Origin of the sequence: Bradyrhizobium sp. MOS001 (assembly GCF_004634465.1) — a bacterium.
GTDB classification, from domain to species: domain Bacteria; phylum Pseudomonadota; class Alphaproteobacteria; order Rhizobiales; family Xanthobacteraceae; genus Bradyrhizobium; species Bradyrhizobium barranii.
The window spans coordinates 1-20,794 of sequence record NZ_SPVJ01000022.1; the positions used below are offsets into that span (position 1 = coordinate 1).

The window sequence follows — 20,794 nt, forward strand, 5'->3', positions numbered from 1 at the left end:
GAGGGCTCCGCGCCGGCTCCCGCCGCTGCCACCGTCCAACCGGGCAAATCCAACAGCCGGGGCGAACTCAGGACTGGATAAAACTTGGGGGCAAGGTCACCTGCGCCGTTGTGACCTTCAACTTGCCGATGTGCCCTCGCACCTGCAGGAGTTCGTCGACCGCCACGCCGTCCAGGACATTCGGCAGCTTACCCTGCGGCTTGTCTAAGCATGCCGTTTCAGCGCAAGAAGCCAGCGATCGGCATTCCTCGCTTCGGCTTAATGAAGGAGGGCCTAGTGCTTTGAACACCAGGCCCTAAGTTAGCTGCTTCACGCATCGTGACTCGCGGAAGGTTGGATTAACACTAAAAATCTAACGACGTTCCAACTGTCCTACGCTCGTCTGTTCACCTCACAAACCTGCTCTCTTGAAGAAAAACAGGCGACTCCGCGAAGAAAGCCTGTAGGGATGCAACTCACGACGCTAGCGAAGGCGCTCGGGACTTGGAGCATCGCTTGGCTTGGGCGCTTCCCTCTCTGTGGCCCTGCGCTGCCCACGGAAACCCTCCGGATCGTCGCGGCATGATCCAAAAGCCGGCCTAGTGCCGGGCTTTTTCGTTGAGTAGCCTATTTAGCATCCACGAGTGGCCAGCGCCTAACCGGCGGGTTTTTCTTTGTCCTCGTGCGGCTGCTCGCCACGGTTTTCGGCAGTCTGCTCCGAATCCCCCGGCTTCTTTCCGGCCATGTTCCCAGGGTTGTAATGGTACTTGCCGTCCGGATTCTCGCCCGGCTGCTTCTCATTGGGATTTCTGTTGTTGTCATCGGCCATTGGCTGTTCCTTAGAGGGAGGAACAACATGCAACAGGGCGGGCAATCCCTTAGTTCCTACCGGTGGCCTAATTCGGCCAGTACCCCAAATTAGGACCCCCCCTTCTCTGCGTCCTGGGGTGGGCAACGGCCGCATCCGTTGCCGCGATGAGAAAAACCGTTTGGGTTTCACTGATCTGGTCGAAGCTCGGAGCGCTTCTGCAGGTTGCGTTCGGTTGTTCTGACGGTGTACTCAAAGCGGGTCGAGATCAGCTCCCTCTCGACGCTTACTACTAGTGCCCACGCATTCTTTGCACGCTGTATGTGGGCGGAGATCACGTCTCACCTTCCGCAAGAGCGCGAATCCGCTGAATCGCAATAAACTCCACGGGCGTTCCTATCTCCGCAGTAATACGGTGCCGACCGTGTTCCCCGCTGTGCTTCTTGTCACTGTGGGTTGAGCATGGCAGCATAGCTTTCCGCCGTCATTTTAATCTGCGGTGCGCCTAGAACATTACAAATTGTATTGTTGATTTGAGACCTAAATCATGTGGTTCTATTTCGGGTTAGCGTTCAGCTCATTTTTCTTTGGCGCGGCTGCATTCATCCTGTACGCCGCATTCGATCTCCCGGCCGAGATCTATTTTGATGAGAACTAAGAAAGACCAAGCCTCACATTTTTTTTGCAGGAAACCTGAAACTTCCCCCGTTGGATGCACGTACCTCCCGTTGATTGATTCAACATGCGATGGCGTGAAATCCGTTTGGTTAAGTTCGCTTATCAAGAGCGTTTTAGGAATATTCGATGGACAATGATCGCGTGGATGTTTTTGCTCGTCGCGTGGCCGAGCTCGCTTCACAATTATCGGAACTGGAAATACTCAGAGACAAAGTTGCCGAGGCGCAGCGACGCGTCCTCGGTCGTACCATTCCCTCATCAGGCGCGTTGATGAAGGGACGAAACCGATTGACTTGCTTGTTATAGGAACTCGAGACGCACAGGGTTTCTTAAATGATGCTGAGCTTGTCCCTCAGCTGGCGGAGCGGCCCCGGCATTACATCAAAGCGCCTCTCGGCTGGGGCCGTCTCCCTAAAGAGCTGTTCCAGCGCGAATGGCATCAGGCATCTCAGTGAAGCCCGATCCTTGATGGGCGGCGGCTTCCGACCAAGCGACCATGTTCAATTCGCGTGCCTACTACGCGACCAATACAACCCGTCATAAGTTTCTACCGTCGCTTCGGTTGCTAGCTTCACCATCACTCGGTAAGCGGCGTCATTCGCTTGAGTGAAGCTATCACGGATAGCTGTCGCGAGCTCATTCTCGCTAACCTCCAAGCGTGAAGCCCATCGCAATTCGGCAATTGCAAACATGAGGCGTGAGACACACGCGCACAACCAGGGCTGTCCAAATTCACAAGGTGTAAAGCACGTGCAACAACAACGCTGCGGCATCGTTCACAAGTGGACACTCCATGGGGATAAATGCGGCCTACCCTCGTCTGGCGCCGGTTGGATTCGCCTCCGTTCCGAAGTGCAGGCGGCCTCAGCTCGTCACCCTTCCAAAGCTGAGGTCGCTTGCTCCAAATGGGTGGCTCACCTTAATTCAGAAGCTTCGGGTCGAAATCGATTTCGACGATGACACCTTCGATATCGGGCGTATCTACGCCGAAAATAGACGTGCAGACACGACAAGGCCTTGCGCTCATCGCCGTCGATGTGGAGCTGGATGCGGTAGCCGTCGTACTTGATCTCATGACTCCAATCGACGCCCGACGGGGCTTTCATCCTGAGACTGGCGAGCTGAGGCTTGATGAAGCCCGGCATCGCCGGGCTTGATGAAGCCCGGCATCGCCGGTCGGGTACGCCGCATACGCAACTCACAAAAATAACCCGCCGTCGGGGGGCCAACGACGGGCAGTCTACCTTCCTTCTTCAACGAATCTCCAACTACGGAAGCCTGAGATGTGTTCCATCCGTGAATGCACTCCAACGTCTCCCACAACCGCAAACGCCTTCCCGGATATTTTTGAAGCGCTTCTCGAAGAGCGCACGACGGGATGCGATAAAGAGAACAGCCTATGGGATGTCGGTCTGGCTTGGGATGCTCGGGCCGATGCTGTGCGGTTTGTTCAGGAAGAACTCGCGGTTGCCGAAAGCCGCCTCCGCATACTGGTCAATCGCAACCTGGATGGCGTCGATGTGCCTATGGCACCAGCCCTCACGGGTACCGAGCCTTCTGACAAGCTAACGATCCGCAGCGCGTCATCCGGTAATGGCCGCTGCAATGCCTTGGCCTCGTCCCACGGCGCGTGCATCCACAGGTTCCCGCTCCTCCACCCTGGGAACCGCTCCAGCAACCGAGAAGGCGGCTTGATCAAGATCAACGCCGCCGCTCGACTGCCGTAAAAAGTGGTGCATGGCATCAAGACGACTTTTCACCATCGAACTGACCGCGATTGCGGTCATCGTTCTCAGCATGGCCGTACTCGCGTACATCGGGTTCGCCATTTGGTCAGAACTATGAAGACCGAGGTGCGCCGAGGCCGCCGCTTACTGTTTGGTGATCTGGAGCATGGCATCAATGAAACACTGTCTCGCTGCTTTCGCAATCGCCGCCAGCCTGTGCGCACCAGTTGCGCGCGCCAACGATGCCCTGGAAGCCGAGGTGCGGGCCTACGCCCCGGTCTTCTCCCTCGCCAAAGCATGTGACATCAGGATCAGTGAGGCCACTTCGAGTGACCACCGCGCCATGCTCGAAGCGGTGAAATCCGACCCGAACGCCGACAAACTCGCCTACCGCCTCCATTACGAAGCGCAGACGGCCTACATCAAGGCCCGCGATGGAGGTCAACGGGTCACCTTCTGCAAGGACTTTATCACGGCCAACAGCCAATACGCCAAGGCGCGCTTCACTGCCGTCGTCGAGGACCTCATGAGCGACGTTAGCACAAGTGTACAGAAAGCGATTGCCCACAACGTCTGCGGTGCACCCCCCGTCAAGCTATCCAAGGCCGACTGGAAGCCGTACGCGCAAATCAAACAGATGCTCCAGAACGAGCAAAAGTTGGCCAGGAAAAACGCCGAGGCGAACGGCTGGAACGTCACCGAGGAAACAACGGCGGTCACGGAACAGTTCTGCGCGGCGGTAAAAACCCGATGAGCATCCCGGCGCATCAGCCGGTAGCCCTCGTGCTTGATTTCGTGGACCCAGTCCGGGCCAGACGGCGGCTCGGCCACCTTCGACGGTAGACACGGTTCGTTGAAGCCGGAGGGACGCCGCTGAATCAAAATTCTTCATTCCTTCGAGGCCGTCAAGGAAAGGGTTGTTGAGTTGCGCTCGCGCCGCGCAATCCTCTTTGTCGGCCCCGCGCATGACGATACTGAGTGCGTCATCCGGCAGCGGTGGTTGCAGCGCCTTGGCTCCATCCCACGGTAGGACAGGCAACAGTTTAATAAAATTCGCCACTTAACTCTAAATCAGGTTCCAGATTTTCAGTCCAGTTGAAGGGCGTATGGTTGCTTTCATTAAACCATGCGCTTCCGTTACGTACCTAAAGCCAGCGCGGCCAACGTACCGAGGACTGCACATGAACAAGCATCCTACCGAAGGGCTGCTCTTTTTTGATGGCAGCCAGGATTTGCGGATCATTGCTTACGATGTCAGCCGAACCGGCGCCGTCGTCCACTCAGACCGGCTCGGCCTGCTACCGATCGATTTCTACATCACGTTCGACGACTTTCTGACGGTGGCAAAATGCCGACTCACATGGCGCTATCGCGACGATTTCGGCGTCGTTATCGACCGCTGGCTAGATCTGCGTCAGCGGATCGCGGGCAACCAAGCAGGATAAGGCAGATCGCATCGGCCCCGGCGGACAACCATGAAAACAACGCCGCGCGATTATGTTCGAGCCTCGATCAGAAGCGCTGATGCGCTGGTGTGCCAGCCGTGCTCGCACGGCGACGAGCGAGGGCCGTCAGTGGTTGGTTATGCATCCACCGACGGCCATTTTCTGATGGGCATTTCGTTGTAGCGCGCGTGGTTCAGCTCTTCGGCGGTGAACAAATCGCATGTCCAAGCGCCGCCCATCCATGGGCTGTTGGCTCCATACCCTGCGGTCACTGATTTTCCGTCCGTACTCGATCAACCCGGCGCCAAAGCCACCACACCGACCGTGTACTGCGGCCCTCCCGATTCACGAAGCCGAACGAGAACACGTGGGGGTCATGCGTGACTTCGCCTCGCGCGGCGGCTTCCAGTGCGCTTCGCTGCGATTTGGTCAGTCCTATGTCGTCTGGAGGTTCCTGCGCCATCGCCCAACATTGCCGTCCCGAAGGAAACTATGTCGCGAACCATAGCTGATGATGGTCCACTTTTGAGCGTAGGAACTCCGGGCAAAAGTTGGCCCGCCGGGGCTGGGGGCTGGAAGGCGCCGGAGAGATCTTTGGAGGAGGACATCCGTCAAGGGCGGGGCCGTTGAAGCGCTGAGATAAGTAGCCGTCGTCAGCAAGTGCAATTTGTGCCATTCGGCTTATCAACAACGGAAAGGCCATTGCCGCTGATGGATACACGGGAACCGGTGTTGCGAAGCGAGATTTCGACCATAGTATGTGCGAGCGAATTGGCCGCTTTTTGAAGGATAACTCGAGACCCATGGGGCGCTGGAAAGTAAGTTGGACCGAGCAAGAGGTCGAAAAGCTCAAATTGCTGGCGGGCACCATGCCGCTCTCGCTGATCGCCAAGGAACTTAATCGCACCACAGGCGCCGTGCTGGCGAAGGCGATGGGAGAAAAGCTCACGATAATCGTGCACACACATAGCGGTCGGGCCTGAGCCCAGGCGCCGCAGATTTCGTTTGGCCGGGGGCGGTATGGGCGTGGATCGGGAACGTCAGCGCGGATTGGACGCAGGCCGGCGTTGGGCCAAGGTTGCGACCGCGCATGAGATTGCCACCGTAGTCAGCGGATCATTCGACGACGTTTGCCGCATCATGCCGCCCGATGTATCGGACCACTTCGTTGGCGGCTTCCGTGAGGGGGTGCTCCACGTCTGGCGCGGTGCGTGATTTACCTGCAAGCAATTGGAGTGCGGTATCAAAAGACAAATCTGACGCCGCACGTAGTCCCGTGCCGCCACACTACATGGCAACGCCTCGTCGTCTTGAAGCCATCCAGCGACAGATCGAAATCGCGAGAAAACACGTAGAACGGGCAGTGAAACTTCGCCCCCTGATCGTTCACGTCCTTCACCACGCAGCCATGAACGCCGTCAATTTCGTCAAAGTGAATCATCGCGGGTTGGTTGATTTCAATGCGCGCCAATGCTCGCCGCTCAATCATCGGACCAACTCCAAAAGTCATTGGATCAAAAAACTAACGCGATAATCGGCGCAGACTATCGCGACGATTTGGATTTAAAAGTAAGAGACCATAACTTTTTAAAATTGTACGAGGTTGAAATCTTTCCAAACGTGTGCGCGCGTGGTCCCCGCGCGATCTTGTGCATGTTTCGCGCCCGGCAAACCAATCCAGCCGAGACGACGGGTGGCGCGACGGCGTAGGTAGTCAGCGCGAGATCAAACGATTGGATGCCGTCAAAACGGCGCCAGCAATGCCGCCTTAGCCACTCTTACCGGTGAGGACCTGATCTTGAAACGTAGAAGAGCACGTCATGCCGCCGACCGATCAGTCGCGAAATCATGTTGGCGAACTGAACGAGAGAAAAAATTGCGAGGAATTCCAAAATCATTTCGAAAAGCCTCCGGGTTCGAAAATTCACTATCGTAAAACACGCCCCAGCCCGGAGACCGCAAATCTAAAACTGTTTGCTGCGGCGAAAACGCAAAATGGAACAGTTCCACGAAGAAACAATGAAACAGCTGCTTTTCGGCAACAGCATGAGGAGATTGCAGCGTTCTCGAAAACACGCTGTCATTGCCGCGACGTGCGCAGCATCGGCTTCAGTGCGCGCGGCGATTGCTGTCGCTCACGCCGCAAGTACCGCAGGTAGGCAACGCGGCTTTGACCGAGCCGGAAGCCGCCGCCTTGCCGTTGGATCACGCCTTCGGCTTGGAGCTTGTCGATGTACGTCCGGCTGCAATCGAGGTGGAGCGCCAAGGCAGACGCGCTGACGGTCGCGGGTTTGTCGGATCGCGGTCGGGCGACAGGCTTGGCGACGGGCGCGACGGTTTCGGACATCAGCGTCATTCCTGTTGCGTCGCGGCAGGATAGCTCACGTCCCGTTTCGGCGGCCATAGCAAACCTTGGCCAGCCCGGTCGCGGGTGACCCTACTAGGCGACATCACCCCTCTGGCACCCCCGCCATGCGCAGGCCTTCGTGGATGCGCTCGCGCGCAGTAAGGAAAATCGGATTATCGCTAGGTGCTTCGAGGCGGAACCGACGAAGAGTGAAACTTGGAATGAGTGCAAGTCCAGTTCTTGCAGAAACCCGCGCTTCATCGGCTGCGCCTAGCAGGGCCAAGACTGCGGCGAGGTTGAAATGGTCAGGTGGAAAACTGCGGTTGGCCTCTATGCTCTGTCGCAGCCAATCGACGGCCTCAGCATCAGAACCGAGATGCACTTTGGCTACACCTATAAAAAACATCCATTGATACGCGCTAAGATCGCGAGGGGAGAGACGGAGGGCCCTGAGTTCATGTCCTTCCGTCTCAGCGGCGCGTCCCAGATAGAGCTTTCCCAAACCAATTCCGCCGTGCGCGAAAGCCAAGTTGCGATCAATTGCTAACGCACGCTCGCATTCAGAAATGCCGTGTGCGGCACGGTTCGTCATCAAATAGACGCCGCCCAACGTCAGGTGGGCCAAGGCGTGGTCCGGCGCAAGGGACAGCGCCCTCTCAGATAACACTTCGGCTGCTGCGAGTTGCGCATCGCGGTCATCGTTCACGAAAATTGCTGACATTGCGACGTGGACACCGGCGACGCCGAGCATTGCCGAAATGCTCTCGGGGTCGAGAGCTATTGCTCGCTCAAAAAAGCCGCGCGCTTGGGTCAAATTCTTGGGCGTCCACCCCTTGTATAAGGAGGCAAGGCCCTGGAAAACTAAGTCCCTCGCATCTGGATGCAACGAACGCTCCGCTCGGCGGGCCTCGGCGGCAATGAGTTCGGCATCGAGCGCGTTGGCGAGCCGCGCTATGATTTCGTCTTGCATCTCGAACAAGTCGGCGATGGGTTTGTCGAACCGCTCGGCCCATAGGTGGCTCGCGGTTTCGGCATCGACAAGCTGCACGTTAACGCGAAGCTGGTTGTCAGACCGCTGTACAGAGCCTTCCAGAACATAGCGCACGTTTAGCTCGCGACCTACCTGCTTCAGATCGACTGCCTTGCCCTTGTAGGTGAATGCGGTGTGTCGTCCGATTACCAACGAACCTCTTATTCGTGACAAGTCCGTAGTCAGGCTCTCGGTCACGCCATCTACAAAGTAGTCTTGCTCCGGATCACCGCTGAGATTGGCGAAGGGTAGCACCACGATGGACAGTCGGGGCGTCGAGGGCTGGCTTGGCAGCCTGTCGCTGCTATGCGCTGCCGAGCCAACCGGGACAACCGCAGGCCTCTGGGCGTCGCGCACTGCACCAACGAAGCGGAAGCCCTTGCGCGACAGTGTTCTGATTAGGCGCTGTCTCTCACCCGTGTCGCCGATTGCGTTTCGAGCAGCATTTAGGCGGGTCGTAAGTGCGGCATCGGATACGATGCGTCCTTTCCAGATGGCGCTGATGAGTTCTTCCTTGGTAACGACGCGCTCCCTGTTGCGGATCAGGTATTCGATCAGGTCGAACACCTGTGGCGTGACAGGAACCATGACCTGACCGCGATGCAGTTCCCGCCGATCAACGTCCAACGCATAATCATCAAAGAGGTAGCGCAACTCACAAATCCTCGGGGGCCTGCCGTGAAATCTGGAGACCAAGAGTAAGCCAGAGAGGAGCAAAAGATAAGCTACACGTTTAGCGCGCGTTGTCACGTCCGGCAGGCTCGCTTGGTGCCGTGTTGTGCCCCCTGCAACTGCAACCACGGATTTTCTCACACCAGATTTCCGCGATGGGCGTGGTCGCGCGGTCCCCCCGGAGGGTCGCGGCCTCCACAGTACCTTGGCGACCGTTGAGCCGGTGCGGAGGGGTCGCCATCGTCAGACGGTCCCCGCCCGCGCTCTCCCTACGTTGATTTAGTCAATGTCAGCGATCCCTTAGCGCTCAAGCCATGTTCAGCCGCACCTGAGGGGCTCCCGTCACTTTCAGTGACGCAAGCGCAAAGAGGGAGGTCTGCCATGCATCCGAAGCAGCGTCTTTCGATCAAGTCAGCGACTGTTACCGGGATTGCTGCTAGCGCCTTGTTGGGGCTCGCAGGTCTCACTCTCAATCCAACCCCAGCCAACGCGGTAATTTACTGCACGTATGTTGGCTATCCTGCCGGTTGCGTTGCTCGGGCGGGCGTCGTGCTGAGGCCCCGTCCGGTGGCGCGTGCTGCGGTCCGTCATAACGTTGGTGGCAACGCAAATGGCGGCGTCAATCGCATTGGGGCGGGGCGGTAAAGCCTTCTCGCTGGCGACGTGCGAGAAAGGAGCCGTCCCCGCTTCGTCCCGGTGGCGGCATTTATTGTCCCGGTGCGGAGGACAGGCGACCGAGACTGCGCTGCGGCATCGCGGAATGAAGCACACGTGGTATGTCACTTTTGAAGTTCCGACAGATGGCACGCTGTTGAGGCGGCGACATCCGCGCTTAACCAAAACGTTCGCAACAGAGGCAGAAGCTAAGGAATTTGCGCAAACCAAATTCACCAGTGGATTGATCGTCACTGCCGGAACCATCATCCCTCACCTGCCGAGAAGGGCAATTCCGTCGGTGGAAATTCCAACTAGGCTTGAACTGCACGGCCAAGTTGATCCAGATCAATAGCTCGGTTCTCGACGTTAGTGACATGCTCTGACAGGGCAGCAAATCGGGAGCCTGAAAATGAGAAGCGTTCAGAGGCGAAACTGTTCAGTCGTCGCAGCGCACTCGCTTTCCTCGGATGCGCCGCTGCACTAGGACTTGCCGCTCCGTCTGCAGTTTTGACGGTCTCGCAGGCTGATGCCCAAACCACCACTACGCCCGCCACGCCCACGACGCCGCCCACAGACACACCGAAGTCGGGGACAGAGCGCCGGCAGGAACGGCGAAGCGGGCGAACAGAACGGCGCCAGGAACGCCGCACCGGACTCACAGAGCGACGCCAAGAGCGGCGCACAGGACACGAAGAGCGCCGAGACACCCGCGACGGCACCACCAGCACCGAGCAAAAAAAGTAATTGGTCCAACTACGGCAACCGAGCCGCCCTTCGCGCATGCTGCAGGTAGGTCGTGCGCCCGGCGCCGCCGCGCGCGGCGCACGCCAGCGCATCGGCGACCAAAAGCAGCCGGACCGCGAAACTAGGGCCTATTAGGGCCCGGCACGTTAGGGCGGACCTCACTGCGACCCGGAAGCAGTCGGAATATCCTACGTTTTTCAGGCACTTCCGCCGACTTCAACAGACCCAAAATACTGCTTGCAGCAAGGACCACACGGTTTTGCCGTACGCGCGGCTCGCCATGTTCGCTGCAGATTTTCCAGCCCTGTCGACGGAGCCCGAAAACTACTGGCGAGACGGGCCTGTCAGCGCCGTTCGTCCGCACGAAGCCTCGGGCTCACGCAGAGCAATCCGGCCCGCCCTCTGCCATTCGCACCCGACGCTGCCGCGTCCACCGCAAGCCCGGCTCGCGACACTGACGACCACATGATCATCCCTCAAGGATGAACCTGGATGGGCGACACATACGCCATTTTCTGAATTTCGGCAACGTGGAATATTTTGTACGATGGGATTTGACATGTTTGCGGTGTTGTGCGCGATGGACGAGTCCAAGTCGAGTGAGCGCAAGTGAAATCGTCTCACCGGTCTCGGTGGACAACCGACGTGCTCGCGAAAGCGACTCCTGACAGATGCGCAGCATCGACCAAGATAGAAATAGGATCTAGTGACTGTCCGCTCACGTCGGCAGCTGACATCGCCCTTCACGCAGAAACTCGACGTGATTTCCTAGCTGAATTCTCCTTCAGATGCAACCTTTGCTAGTCATAGGCTTGCGGATATTGCGCATCCAAGGTTTGGAACGTCGCCCCGGAAATCGGCGATAGTGATCACTCCAATCGGTAGCACCTCGAGTGCGCGAACACGGAACGAATCTGAACCTAGCCGACTCTTCTGCGTAGGTGGGCCCTTGCATACCTCGCCCACGCTCGTTCGTTGAATCAAAACGGACCCTTGAAAAAATCAGTTGCTCAAATGGTTGTCGCCGCTGGCCATTGATTGGTGGACGCACCAGGGCTCGAACCTGCGACCGCTGACTAGAGGCAGTTCGCCTATCTCGGTGCGACGCGTCCATATTGGATAGGTCGCAGGCGCAGCTACGCGATGAGCAACGAAGACAGACACTTTTCCGCTACCGACCTGCCGCTTCAGAGAACCCTTGCTCACGCTGGCGGTCGCGCGATTTTTTTTGATCTCCCGGTGCACACGTCGCGCACACGCCGCCATCTAACCAATTGAAAAACCTGAACTCTCGCTCCAATCCATCATGGGTGCCACGGAAAATTTCCAACGCAAGTCATTCATTTTATTGAACTATTTTATCTAGGATCGACCCCGTATGTGACTGGATCGACTGAGAAATTTGGCACGACGAGGCTTTCGCAGATTGCTCCTTCTAGGCTCATCCATGTCCGAATTGGAAGCGAAAATCTGGCCTTCGGATTCTCACCACGCACACGAAAACCCCATGTACACGTCACTCGCGCAGCGCTCGCCCTTTACGCGGGTCACATTGAAGGCGAATTCGCGCAAACCGGGTCGACATTTGGCCGGCACGTTTTGCGGGAGATCACAAGTGGGAAGAGGTGGTACGCAGCGCTCACGGCGATCTTGTGTTGGTGGCAGATGTCTACGAGTCGCGAGCTCTCCGAATTTCCACAACTGAGCTTTGCCGCGGTGCGATCTATGAAATGGCCCAACTCGGCAAATGCGACGAGCCACTAGCGTCAGAGCCATCGAGCGCGCTTGAAACGCAGGTAAAGCACACCGCACAATACGACGATAATGCCAACGACGACAAAGTAGCCGTATTGCGTCTTCAGCTCGGGCATGTTTTCAAAGTTCATGCCGTAAATTCCGGCAATCGCGGTCGGTACGGCCAGTATGGCGGCCCAGGCGGCCAACTGCCGCGTGATCACGCCCTGACGCTGCTGCTCCAACAGATTGCTCACCTCAAAAACCGAAGTCAGAACATCTCGCAGGGAGTTCACCATCGCTTCGACGCGCCGCACATGGTCCAGGACGTCTTGAAAATAAGGCCGAGCGTTGGCGTCAAGACACGGCGTCTCGAGGTGAACGAGCCGGCCGCAGACCTCCGTCATCGGGCCGATAATTCGCTGGAAGCGGATCAGTTCTTGGCGAAGCCCGAAGAGCCGCTTGACGTCCGCGCGGCTAAGAAAGCTGTCGAGAGCGCTTTGCTCCATGGTGAGAACGCGTTCCTCGATCGTCTCGACCACCGGAAGATAGCCGTCGACGATAAAGTCGAGGATGGCATGGAGAACGTAGTCGGGGCCATAGCCCAGCAGGCTGGGGGCTGCTTCGAGCTGGGCGCGGAGATTGCTATGCGCGCGCGCCGAGCCATGGCGAACCGTGATGATGAAATTCTTCCCGACGAAAATTGCGGTTTCACCATAGGCGATGCGGTCGTGCTCGAGATGGGCGGTGCGCGTCATCACGAACAGCTGGTCGCCATAAACGTCGACCTTCGGCAATTGGTTCGCTTTCAGCGCATCTTCAATCGCAAGAGGATGAAGCCCATAGTTCTTCTCGAGCTGTTCAAGCTCTCGTTCCGGAGGCTCGAATAACCCGATCCAGACAAACTCGGATTTGCCCTTGCAATCGATAGGCTCGTCCAATGAAACGGCTTTTGCCTTCTTGCCATGACGATACAAATGGGCTGCTACGACGCTCACAACGAGCTTCCTCCAAACCTGTCGAGCGGTGTGCACCACCCCGTTACCTTAAATCGCCTGCCTTCATTTTGTTGCAGGCTTGGAGCGCGGGATGGTTCGGATTCAATCTGACGGTCGGGCATCGCGTTTGACCCGCGCATGTTGACGGTCAAGCACCAAGGCTAGGATGCGCACGACGACGTCGATCTGCGCATCCGGTGAGGAAGGGCGTTCATCAGGGTCGAATGCGAGTCCAACCACGGCATTCCGGCCTTCGTCGGTCTCCACGGGCCAGAAATCAAAGCGGGAGGCCAGATTGGGATAGATGCCACTGCGTATGACAGTTCCAGTCGCCAGGGACGATCGTGCCGCCTCCAACTCGGCCTCCTGCGGCTCCACGTCTCCGACTTGCTCGAGGGAAACCACCCTGCCCTCCGTAACGAGCATCACGATGACGGGAACCTGGAAGAGCGTTGCCAGTGCCCGGGACGTAACCGAGACGATCGCCTTCGTATTGTCGGCCGCGACGACATCACGGCAATAGCCTTGCAGCAAGGTCGCGCGCCTTCTTGACAGCCTCGCTTCGGTCGCCCTCTGCCGGGAGGTGAAGGCAACTGCACTCACGATGACCCCGACCACGAACAGCAGTCCAATCGCCCAGATGTTCGCGGGGTCATCGACCGCCAATGAGTAGCGTGGCTCGGTCAGGAAGAAATTGAATGCCAGAGCACCTGATATCGCCGAACAGAGTGACGGACCGAGGCCGAGACTCACCCCTGCGATGATCACTGGAAGCACGAAAATAAGCGACAGGTTGGGGATAGTGACGCTGCTGTCAATACCGACAGCGACGACCGTCGCGGCGGCGGTCATGGCGATTGAAGCAACGTAGCGCGCCAGTTCCGATGCTACCGGACCCAGAAGGGGCTCGGCATCAGGCGCCGGCGCGATGTCCTGCGGCAGCTTCGATTCAACATCCGTCACCACTTGAACTCCCGCCTGGCAGGCGACACACGTCGGCCGAAAAGCAAGCCCGTCAGCGTGTGCTTGCGGCGCTGATAGCTAACCGAGCATACAACAACTCCATCCACATGTGAGCCGCATCAAAGGCAAATTCAACGTCGCGCGAAGCGCGCCGTCGCCCGGACTGTCAGGTATTTGATCTTCCGGCTGGCTGAGGCAGCGCCGCGGGTCAGCCATGAGCGCGCGATCATTCCTGTCGAGGACGCGAAGAGGTGATCGACCGCGTGGGGGGAGAGACAGACTCGGCCAGATATTTCGCACGCCATTTCGGCCCTGGGCCGCGCATGTAATGATTTTCCGGCCGGTATCTGGCGGACGGTCCGTACCAGGCCGGGAACAGGAACGTCATCAGCACCTCAAGGGCGCGATAAGTGAGGAGCATCAGCCTAGCGAACGATTCCCTTGCCATATTGCCCCCGAAGCCAGACGCCGCCGATACCCGCGTTCGCACTCTTGGTTCGCACTCTTGGGAGTGAGATCGCGGTCAATCCGGAATGAATTGGTTCGATCCTCGAGGGCAAACCGGCTGCGATGTGATCGCCGCCTAGGCACCCTGGCCTCCACGAACGGATATCGCATGGAAGCATGATGTGGGTGATCGGATAGGAAATCGAGATAGCCCGGCGTCCGCTCATATAGGCGCCGCATAGTGGGCACGACTGCCCGAGAACCGAAGTTCATCAGTCGCCGTCGCGAGCAACGGCAGACATTTGGCGGCCATGACGGTCGTCGCAATGCTGGCGAACGGTCGTCGGCCGGCGGTGCGCTAGTTCTTCTTCTTGGACGCCTTTGCCGCATCAGTGGCGCGGGCGCCACCCCAGGGATCGTACTTCTCGTCAGGCACCGGAATCCTGTCCAGCGCGGCCTTGTAAGCCTTCTCGTCGACCTTTGGCCGGCTTTCGACGGGCGGACCTGAGTTGCCGCGGCCTCGGCCAAAACCCTGTGCGTTGGCTACGAAAGTGGAGGCCAGCACGGCCGCGACGGCAACAACGAGAGCCGGGAGTGCGCGCCTTCCGCCGATCATGCTCATTCCTCCTGCGGCGCGAACGCCTATTGTCCGGATGGTGTGCGTACGCCGTGCCAAGCGTCGCGCACCTGGTGATAGTGGGCCTCCGGCAGATAATCCGGCGTATCGAGATTGAGCGTGCGGACATCCAGCCGGCCGACGGCGCTGAGCAGCGTGTAGGAAGCGATCACCCGGTCGCGCTGCGCCTGGATCTGACGCGAACGGGCCGCGGTGAGGTCCTGCTGGGCGTTGAGCACGTCGATCGTGGTGCGCTGGCCACCGGCCGCCTCGCGGCGGACGCCCTGCAATGCGACGTCTGCCGCCTTCGCCTCCGACTCGGCCGCTGTCAGTGCGACCTTGGTGCCCTCATTGGACACCCACGCGCCGACAACCGCCGTCCGCGACTGGCTCCTGACCTGCTCAAGCACCAGACGGCTTTGCGAGGCGAGTTCCTTGGCCTGGCGCGTCTGGGAGGCCGCGGTACCGCCGTCATAGATTGGTACGTTGATCTGGCCGAGGATCGAGGCCTGATTGGTCGCAAACGTGCTCAGCGTGGAATCCGAATCCTTGGAGCGGCTGGCGTTCGCCTGTACGGCAACCGTCGGGAGCAGACTGCCTTCTGCGACCTCGATCGTGGTCTGCGCGACGTCGACATCGTAGCCCGCACCGAGCACCGCCGGATGCTCGTGATTGGCGGTCTCGATCGATGCCGGCATCGTCACTGGCGATAACCGATCGACCGGCGTGGCCGGCGTCAACTGACCGGGCGGCCCGCCGATCACCTGGACGTAGGTCGCTTTGCTGATGGCAAGCGTCACCTCAGCGGCATTGAGATCGGCAAGGCCCCGACTGAGGCGCGCCTCGGCCTGGGCCGTATCGGTCGGCGTCACATCGCCCGCATCGAGACGCTTCTTCGTCGTCGCCTGGATCTCACGCAGCACTGCGACGTTGGTGCGCTGCGCCTCAACCAGGGCCTGATTGGCCAATACGTTCATATAGGCCGTGACGGCGTCGAGCAGCACGCCCTGCCCGGTGTTACGCAGCGCCTCGCGCCCCGACAGAACCTGATACTCGGCGACGCGCACGCTGTTGGCGGTCTTGAAGCCGTTGAACAGAACCTGGCTGACGGTCACGCCAATCGTCCACGGACGCAGCGTCGCGCCCTGGATCGTATTGTCGGGCAGCGTATTCCTGACCGCCTGCAAACCCGCGCTGAGGCTCGCGACCACCTGCGGCCGGTAGCCGGCGAGCGCCTGCGGCACGTTCTCGTCCGTGCCGCGCTGCCGGGCACGATCGGCGTTGAGCTGCGGGCTCGACTGATAGGCCCGGACCAACGCCTCGGACAGCGTTTCCGCGCGCGATGGCACGCAAACCGTCATCGCCGCCCCGGCAAGGAAAAGTACCAGTGTCCGGCCGGACGCTCGCACAGCCCCCCTGACGATCTTGTTACGCACGCCCCACCTCATTCTGCCGGCGCCAACTGAGGCTGCGCCGCCAGGCCCGGCCGGGTCCGCCGCGAGAACATCGAGATCAGTGCTGGCAGCGTGACCAGAATGACGATCGGCGCCAGCATCATTCCGGCGACAACCACGACCGCAAGCGGCTTCTGCACCTGCGAGCCGATGCCGCTGGAGAGCGCCGCGGGCAAGAGCCCAATGCCCGCGACCACGCAGGTCATCAGCACCGGACGAAGCTGAAGCTCGCCGGTGCGGAGGATCGCGGCACCGCGTTCCATACCCTCGTCGATCAGCGCGTTGTACTGGGACAGGATGATGATTCCGTCCATCACCGAGATGCCGAACAGTGCAATGAAGCCGATTGCCGCCGAGACGCTGAAGGGAATGCCGGTCACGAGCAGGCCCAGGATGCCGCCGAGCACGGCCATCGGGATCACACTCATGGTCAGGACGGTGTCGATGATCGAGCCGAAATTGAACCAGATCAGCATGGCGATCAGCGCGAGGCTGATCGGCACCACGATCGACAGCCGCCGGATCGCATCCTGTAAATTGCCGAATTCGCCGACCCATTCGAGATGCGAGCCCGCCGGCAATTGCACGTTGGCCGCGACCTTCTCCTGCGCCTCCTGGATGGCGCTGCCGAGATCGCGCTCGCGCACCGAGAATTTGATCGGCAGATAGCGTTCCTGCTGCTCACGATAGATATAGGCGGCGCCGGACAGGACCTTGACTGTCGCGACTTCGCTCAGCGGCACCTGCGTGACGCCGTTCGGCCCCTGCGCCCCAATTCGCAAATTCTGGATTGCCTCGGCGCTCTTTCGGAACTGTGGTGCAAGGCGGACGATGATCGGGAAATGCCGGTCGGAGCCCGGCTCGTAGAGGTCCCCGGCGCTGTCGCCACCGATCGCGGTCTTGATCGTCGCATTGATATCGCCCGGCGACAGCCCGTACCGCGCGGCGCGGGCACGGTCGACATCGATCTGGATGGTCGGTTGGCCGAGCGAGGTGAAGACCGCAAGGTCAGTGATCCCCAGAACGGTGGCGAGCTGCGCCTTGATCTTGTTTGCGGTGTCCGTCAACGCCTGGAGGTCACTGCCATACAGCTTGATCGAGTTTTCGCCCTTCACGCCCGACACGGCCTCCGAGACATTGTCCTGGAGATATTGCGAGAAGTTGAACTCGACGCCCGGAAACTTTTCCTGAAGCTGCCCCAGCAGCATGGCGGTCAGCGCGTCCTTGTCCTCGCCCTCAGGCCATTCCTTGGCGGGCTTGAGCGGCGCAAAGAATTCTGCGTTGAAGAAGCCGGCGGCGTCGGTACCGTCGTCTGGCCGGCCATGTTGCGATACCACCGACTCGACCTCTGGCCGGGCAGCGATCACCTTGCGCATCTGGTTGACGTAGGAGTTACCCTCCTGGAGCGAGATGGTCGGCGGCAAGGTTGCGCGGATCCAGAGATTGCCCTCCTCCAGCTTGGGCAGAAACTCGAGCCCGAGCAATCGCACGGCGACGACCGTGATCAGGACCAGGACGGCGCCGCCCGCCAGCACGACGCGGCGATGTGCGAGCGATCGCGCCAGCACTGGCATATAGAGCCGATGCACCCAACGCATCAGAAACGTCTCGGTCTCCTCGACATGGGCCGGAAGGATAATGGCGCTCAGCGCCGGCGTGACCGTGAAGGTTGCAAGCAGGCCGCCTGCGAGGGCATAAGCATAAGTCCGTGCCATCGGACCAAAAATATTGCCTTCGACGCCGCTCAAGGTGAACAGCGGCAAAAAGGCCGCGATTATGATGGCTGCGGCGAAGAAGATCGAGCGCGACACGTCGGAGCCAGCCGTCAGGATGGCATGATGCTTCATGTCCATGACGGTGCGCGACGAGATCGTCGCCCGCTCGCCCGGCGTCAGCCGCTCGGTATGCGACAGGCGCCGGAAGATCGCCTCCACCATGATCACGGTCGCATCCACGATCAGCCCGAAATCGATCGCCCCGACCGATAGCAGATTGGCGGATTCGCCTCGCAGCACGAGGATGGTGACCGCGAAAAACAATGCAAACGGAATCGTTGCGCCGACGATCATCGCGCTGCGCAGGTCCCCAAGGAAGATCCACTGCAACAGCACGATCAGGCCGATTCCGACCACCATGTTCTCCAGCACGGTGTGGGTCGTGGTCTGGATCAGGTCCTTGCGGTCATAGATGCGCTCGATGCGCACGCCAGGGGGCAGGATCGACGAATTGTTGATGCTGGCGACGAGCTCTTCGACGCGCGAAATGGTCGGCGAGCTCTGCTCTCCGCGGCGCATCAGGACGATGCCCTGAACGATGTCGTCGTCCTGATCCTGGCCGGCGATCCCGAGCCGCGGTTGCTCGCCGACGGTGACAGTCGCGACGTCGCGGACCAGCACCGGCGTGCCGCCATTGGAGGCCACCATCGTATTTTCGAGCGCGTGGATCGAACGGATCAGGCCGACGCCGCGAACAACGGCGGATTGCGGGCCGATATTGACGGTGTTGCCGCCAACGTTGACGTTGGCGTTGTTGATGGCCTGTTGAAGTTGCGGGAGCGTCAAGCCGTTCGCCACGAGCTTGTTGAAATCAGCCTCAACCTCGTAGGTTTTGGTCTTGCCACCCCAGCCAGTTACATCGATCACGCCCGGGACGGTGCGGAAACGCCGTTGCAGGACCCAATCCTGCAACGTCTTCAGATCGAGCACGGAGTAGTTGGGCGGCCCCACCAGCCGGTAGCGATAGATTTCTCCGATCGGACTCAGCGGCGAGATCTGCGGCTGCGCATTGTTCGGCAACGGCGGTAATTGCGAGAGGCGGTTCAGAACCTGCTGGAGGGCCTGCTCGTAGGTGTAGTCGAATGAGAACTGCAGCTTGACGTCGGACAAGCCGTACAACGAGATGGTCCGGATCACCTTCATGTTCTTGATGCCGGCAACCTGAGTCTCCAGCGGGATCGTGATGTAGCGCTCGATCTCCTCGGCCGACAGCCCCGGACTTTGCGTCACGATGTCGACCATCGGCGGCGTCGGATCGGGATACGCTTCGATGTTGAGCTGCTGAAACGCGATCAGGCCGCCGGCCAGCATGGCGGCGAACAGGCCGACCATGAGGAAGCGGCGACTGACTGCGAAGGCGACGAGACGTTCCATGTGAACCGGCTTGCCTTGAGTTAGCTGCCGGAAGCGGCACGGTCGATGAACAGGCTTCCGCGCGTGACGATCTTTTCGCCGGCCTTCAGGTTGCCGCGCACCTCAACGAGGTCGCCATTGGTCAACCCGATCTGGATTTCGCGCAGCTCGACGGAACCGTCGTCGCGCGAAACCCAAACCCGGACACGATCGCCCTCGAAGATTAGAGCCTGCTTCGGCACGCCGACTGAGGGACGGTTTTCGCCGGCATAGACCGTAACGTTGGCGAACATTTCCGGCTTGAGCGATCCGTCCCTGTTGTCGATGGTGGCGCGGACCATGAGACGCCGCGTTGACGGATCGATCGCGGCGGCGACGTAATCCACACGCGCCTTGAACTCGCGACCGGGAAGCGCCAGCACCGTAAAGGCGATATCCTGTCCGATGGCGATGTCCGCAGCCTCGCTCTCGCGCACGAAGGCCGTGAGCCAGACCGTCGAGAGGTCCCCGATCACGAACACCGGATCGCTGGCACTGCTGCTGATGAACTGGCCGGGACCGATCTTGCGCTGCACGACCGTCCCGCCGATTGGCGAAGTGATCGGCGTCTCGGCGCTGATCTGGCGCGTCTCCTGGAATTTGATGATCTGATCCTCGGACCGCCCCAGGATGCGCAGCCGATTGTGCGCCGCCTCGAGTGCGGTCTCCGCCGAGCGCATGTCATTCTGCGCTGTGATGAGATCGGCCTGCGCCTGCTGCCAGTCCTTGAGAGGCACCGCTTTGCCGGCATAGAGATCGTTGGCGCGCTTCTCGACGATCTGCGCGAGGTTGAGCTTGGAGCGCGCAGTATTGAGGCTACCGAGCGCCGTCACGAAATCGTTCAGGCCCTGCACGGTGTCGGTGGCTTCGACCACGAACAGCGGCTGCCCGCGCTCGACGACATCGCTGGGCTTCACCAGAAGTTTCACGACACGGCCCGCATAGGGCGAGAAGATCGGCGTGGACCTGTCTTCGTTAACGGCGATCTTGCCCTCCGTGACGTGCTCCGCACGAAACACCCGCTCCGTCACCGGCGCAATCGAGAGCGTGGCCAGCTCGGATGCGGTCGGAACGTAGCGCGGCGGCTTTACCTTGGCCTGGCTCGACATCTCCATGGATTTGCCATGTGACGCGAGCAACCGCGTCGCGCCGACGGCCCCAATGGCAAGCGCGATCGCCGCAGCCGCAAGCGTAACGACTCTTTTCCGGCTAAGGCTCGAACCGGCGTTCATGATGCAAACGTGCGCATTGACTCATGCACTCCCGTGCCTCCTGCGAGGCCTTGGCTTACTTGCCCAAACGGGGCTCAATTCTGAACGCGGCCGCGC

17 protein-coding genes are annotated in these 20,794 nt (G+C 59.8%); 7 read left to right on the plus strand and 10 right to left on the minus strand.

Annotated elements, in window-relative coordinates:
- Positions 1–634: 634 nt before the first annotated feature.
- Positions 635–808 (minus strand): hypothetical protein, encoded by a 174-nt coding sequence (locus CT676_RS44260; RefSeq protein ID WP_167768145.1) that lies wholly within the window; start codon positions 806–808, stop codon positions 635–637.
- 783 nt (positions 809–1,591) lie between these two features.
- On the opposite strand from CT676_RS44260, the gene CT676_RS24490 reads away from it, so the two are divergent.
- From CT676_RS24490 to CT676_RS24520, 5 genes are all read left to right on the plus strand, one after another.
- Positions 1,592–1,771: a hypothetical protein gene (locus CT676_RS24490; protein ID WP_135215563.1), complete on the plus strand. Its 180-nt coding sequence runs from the start codon at positions 1,592–1,594 to the stop codon at positions 1,769–1,771.
- Between the two features lie 977 nt (positions 1,772–2,748).
- A complete protein-coding gene (locus CT676_RS46285; protein ID WP_167768146.1) occupies positions 2,749–3,192 on the plus strand; it encodes a hypothetical protein in 444 nt (147 codons plus the stop codon).
- A 175-nt stretch (positions 3,193–3,367) separates the two neighbouring features.
- Entirely contained in the window at positions 3,368–3,946 is a 579-nt protein-coding gene (locus CT676_RS44270; protein WP_028159900.1) for a hypothetical protein, read from the plus strand.
- Between the two features lie 427 nt (positions 3,947–4,373).
- Positions 4,374–4,637 (plus strand): hypothetical protein, encoded by a 264-nt coding sequence (locus tag CT676_RS24515; RefSeq protein WP_028159901.1) that lies wholly within the window; start codon positions 4,374–4,376, stop codon positions 4,635–4,637.
- Between the two features lie 803 nt (positions 4,638–5,440).
- Positions 5,441–5,620: a hypothetical protein gene (locus CT676_RS24520; protein WP_135215567.1), complete on the plus strand. Its 180-nt coding sequence runs from the start codon at positions 5,441–5,443 to the stop codon at positions 5,618–5,620.
- Between the two features lie 260 nt (positions 5,621–5,880).
- On the opposite strand, the gene CT676_RS24525 is transcribed toward CT676_RS24520, so the two are convergent.
- From CT676_RS24525 to CT676_RS24540, 3 genes are all read right to left on the minus strand, one after another.
- On the minus strand, positions 5,881–6,126 hold the full coding sequence (locus CT676_RS24525) for a PilZ domain-containing protein (RefSeq protein WP_041955408.1): 246 nt from the start codon (positions 6,124–6,126) through the stop codon (positions 5,881–5,883).
- Positions 6,127–6,717: 591 nt separating this feature from the next.
- A complete protein-coding gene (locus CT676_RS44275; RefSeq protein ID WP_155256154.1) occupies positions 6,718–6,984 on the minus strand; it encodes a hypothetical protein in 267 nt (88 codons plus the stop codon).
- 103 nt (positions 6,985–7,087) lie between these two features.
- Complete coding sequence (locus CT676_RS24540; RefSeq protein WP_167768147.1) at positions 7,088–8,668, minus strand: winged helix-turn-helix domain-containing protein; 1,581 nt, start codon at positions 8,666–8,668, stop codon at positions 7,088–7,090.
- Between the two features lie 399 nt (positions 8,669–9,067).
- Between CT676_RS24540 and CT676_RS45345 the strand changes: the two genes are divergently transcribed.
- Together CT676_RS45345 and CT676_RS24550 are read left to right on the plus strand one after the other, a co-directional pair.
- A complete protein-coding gene (locus CT676_RS45345; RefSeq protein ID WP_135215570.1) occupies positions 9,068–9,331 on the plus strand; it encodes a hypothetical protein in 264 nt (87 codons plus the stop codon).
- A 115-nt stretch (positions 9,332–9,446) separates the two neighbouring features.
- On the plus strand, positions 9,447–9,695 hold the full coding sequence (locus tag CT676_RS24550; RefSeq protein WP_049826481.1) for a hypothetical protein: 249 nt from the start codon (positions 9,447–9,449) through the stop codon (positions 9,693–9,695).
- A 2,158-nt stretch (positions 9,696–11,853) separates the two neighbouring features.
- On the opposite strand, the gene corA is transcribed toward CT676_RS24550, so the two are convergent.
- The 6 genes from corA to CT676_RS24590 all read right to left on the minus strand — a co-directional run bounded on the left by corA (position 11,854) and on the right by CT676_RS24590 (position 20,698).
- The gene (gene corA / locus CT676_RS24560; protein ID WP_085404139.1) at positions 11,854–12,819 is read right to left on the minus strand and encodes a magnesium/cobalt transporter CorA; all 966 of its coding nucleotides are present in this window, start codon (positions 12,817–12,819) and stop codon (positions 11,854–11,856) included.
- A gap of 102 nt (positions 12,820–12,921) precedes the next feature.
- Positions 12,922–13,782, minus strand: a complete 861-nt coding sequence (locus tag CT676_RS24565) for a DUF4118 domain-containing protein (protein ID WP_244623267.1) — start codon at positions 13,780–13,782, stop codon at positions 12,922–12,924.
- An 805-nt stretch (positions 13,783–14,587) separates the two neighbouring features.
- Positions 14,588–14,845 carry a hypothetical protein gene (locus CT676_RS24575; protein WP_085404141.1) on the minus strand — a complete coding sequence of 86 codons (258 nt, stop codon included), beginning with the start codon at positions 14,843–14,845 and terminating at the stop codon, positions 14,588–14,590.
- Positions 14,846–14,871: 26 nt separating this feature from the next.
- Entirely contained in the window at positions 14,872–16,206 is a 1,335-nt protein-coding gene (locus tag CT676_RS24580) for a TolC family outer membrane protein (RefSeq protein ID WP_094184388.1), read from the minus strand.
- A gap of 83 nt (positions 16,207–16,289) precedes the next feature.
- Positions 16,290–19,448 carry a CusA/CzcA family heavy metal efflux RND transporter gene (locus tag CT676_RS24585; protein WP_135215573.1) on the minus strand — a complete coding sequence of 1,053 codons (3,159 nt, stop codon included), beginning with the start codon at positions 19,446–19,448 and terminating at the stop codon, positions 16,290–16,292.
- A gap of 20 nt (positions 19,449–19,468) precedes the next feature.
- On the minus strand, positions 19,469–20,698 hold the full coding sequence (locus tag CT676_RS24590; RefSeq protein WP_085404144.1) for an efflux RND transporter periplasmic adaptor subunit: 1,230 nt from the start codon (positions 20,696–20,698) through the stop codon (positions 19,469–19,471).
- Positions 20,699–20,794 lie beyond the last annotated feature (96 nt).

What these genes read in the sequence shown, in the direction of transcription:
- CT676_RS44260 (WP_167768145.1), bottom strand. Translation starts at nt 808, where the DNA reads ATGGCCGATGACAACAACAGAAATCCCAATGAGAAGCAGCCGGGCGAG.
- CT676_RS24490 (WP_135215563.1), top strand. Translation starts at nt 1,592, where the DNA reads ATGGACAATGATCGCGTGGATGTTTTTGCTCGTCGCGTGGCCGAGCTC.
- CT676_RS46285 (WP_167768146.1), top strand. Translation starts at nt 2,749, where the DNA reads ATGTGTTCCATCCGTGAATGCACTCCAACGTCTCCCACAACCGCAAAC.
- CT676_RS44270 (WP_028159900.1), top strand. Translation starts at nt 3,368, where the DNA reads ATGAAACACTGTCTCGCTGCTTTCGCAATCGCCGCCAGCCTGTGCGCA.
- CT676_RS24515 (WP_028159901.1), top strand. Translation starts at nt 4,374, where the DNA reads ATGAACAAGCATCCTACCGAAGGGCTGCTCTTTTTTGATGGCAGCCAG.
- CT676_RS24520 (WP_135215567.1), top strand. Translation starts at nt 5,441, where the DNA reads ATGGGGCGCTGGAAAGTAAGTTGGACCGAGCAAGAGGTCGAAAAGCTC.
- CT676_RS24525 (WP_041955408.1), bottom strand. Translation starts at nt 6,126, where the DNA reads ATGATTGAGCGGCGAGCATTGGCGCGCATTGAAATCAACCAACCCGCG.
- CT676_RS44275 (WP_155256154.1), bottom strand. Translation starts at nt 6,984, where the DNA reads ATGTCCGAAACCGTCGCGCCCGTCGCCAAGCCTGTCGCCCGACCGCGA.
- CT676_RS45345 (WP_135215570.1), top strand. Translation starts at nt 9,068, where the DNA reads ATGCATCCGAAGCAGCGTCTTTCGATCAAGTCAGCGACTGTTACCGGG.
- CT676_RS24550 (WP_049826481.1), top strand. Translation starts at nt 9,447, where the DNA reads ATGAAGCACACGTGGTATGTCACTTTTGAAGTTCCGACAGATGGCACG.
- CT676_RS24575 (WP_085404141.1), bottom strand. Translation starts at nt 14,845, where the DNA reads ATGATCGGCGGAAGGCGCGCACTCCCGGCTCTCGTTGTTGCCGTCGCG.
- CT676_RS24580 (WP_094184388.1), bottom strand. Translation starts at nt 16,206, where the DNA reads ATGACGGTTTGCGTGCCATCGCGCGCGGAAACGCTGTCCGAGGCGTTG.
- CT676_RS24585 (WP_135215573.1), bottom strand. Translation starts at nt 19,448, where the DNA reads ATGGAACGTCTCGTCGCCTTCGCAGTCAGTCGCCGCTTCCTCATGGTC.
- CT676_RS24590 (WP_085404144.1), bottom strand. Translation starts at nt 20,698, where the DNA reads ATGAACGCCGGTTCGAGCCTTAGCCGGAAAAGAGTCGTTACGCTTGCG.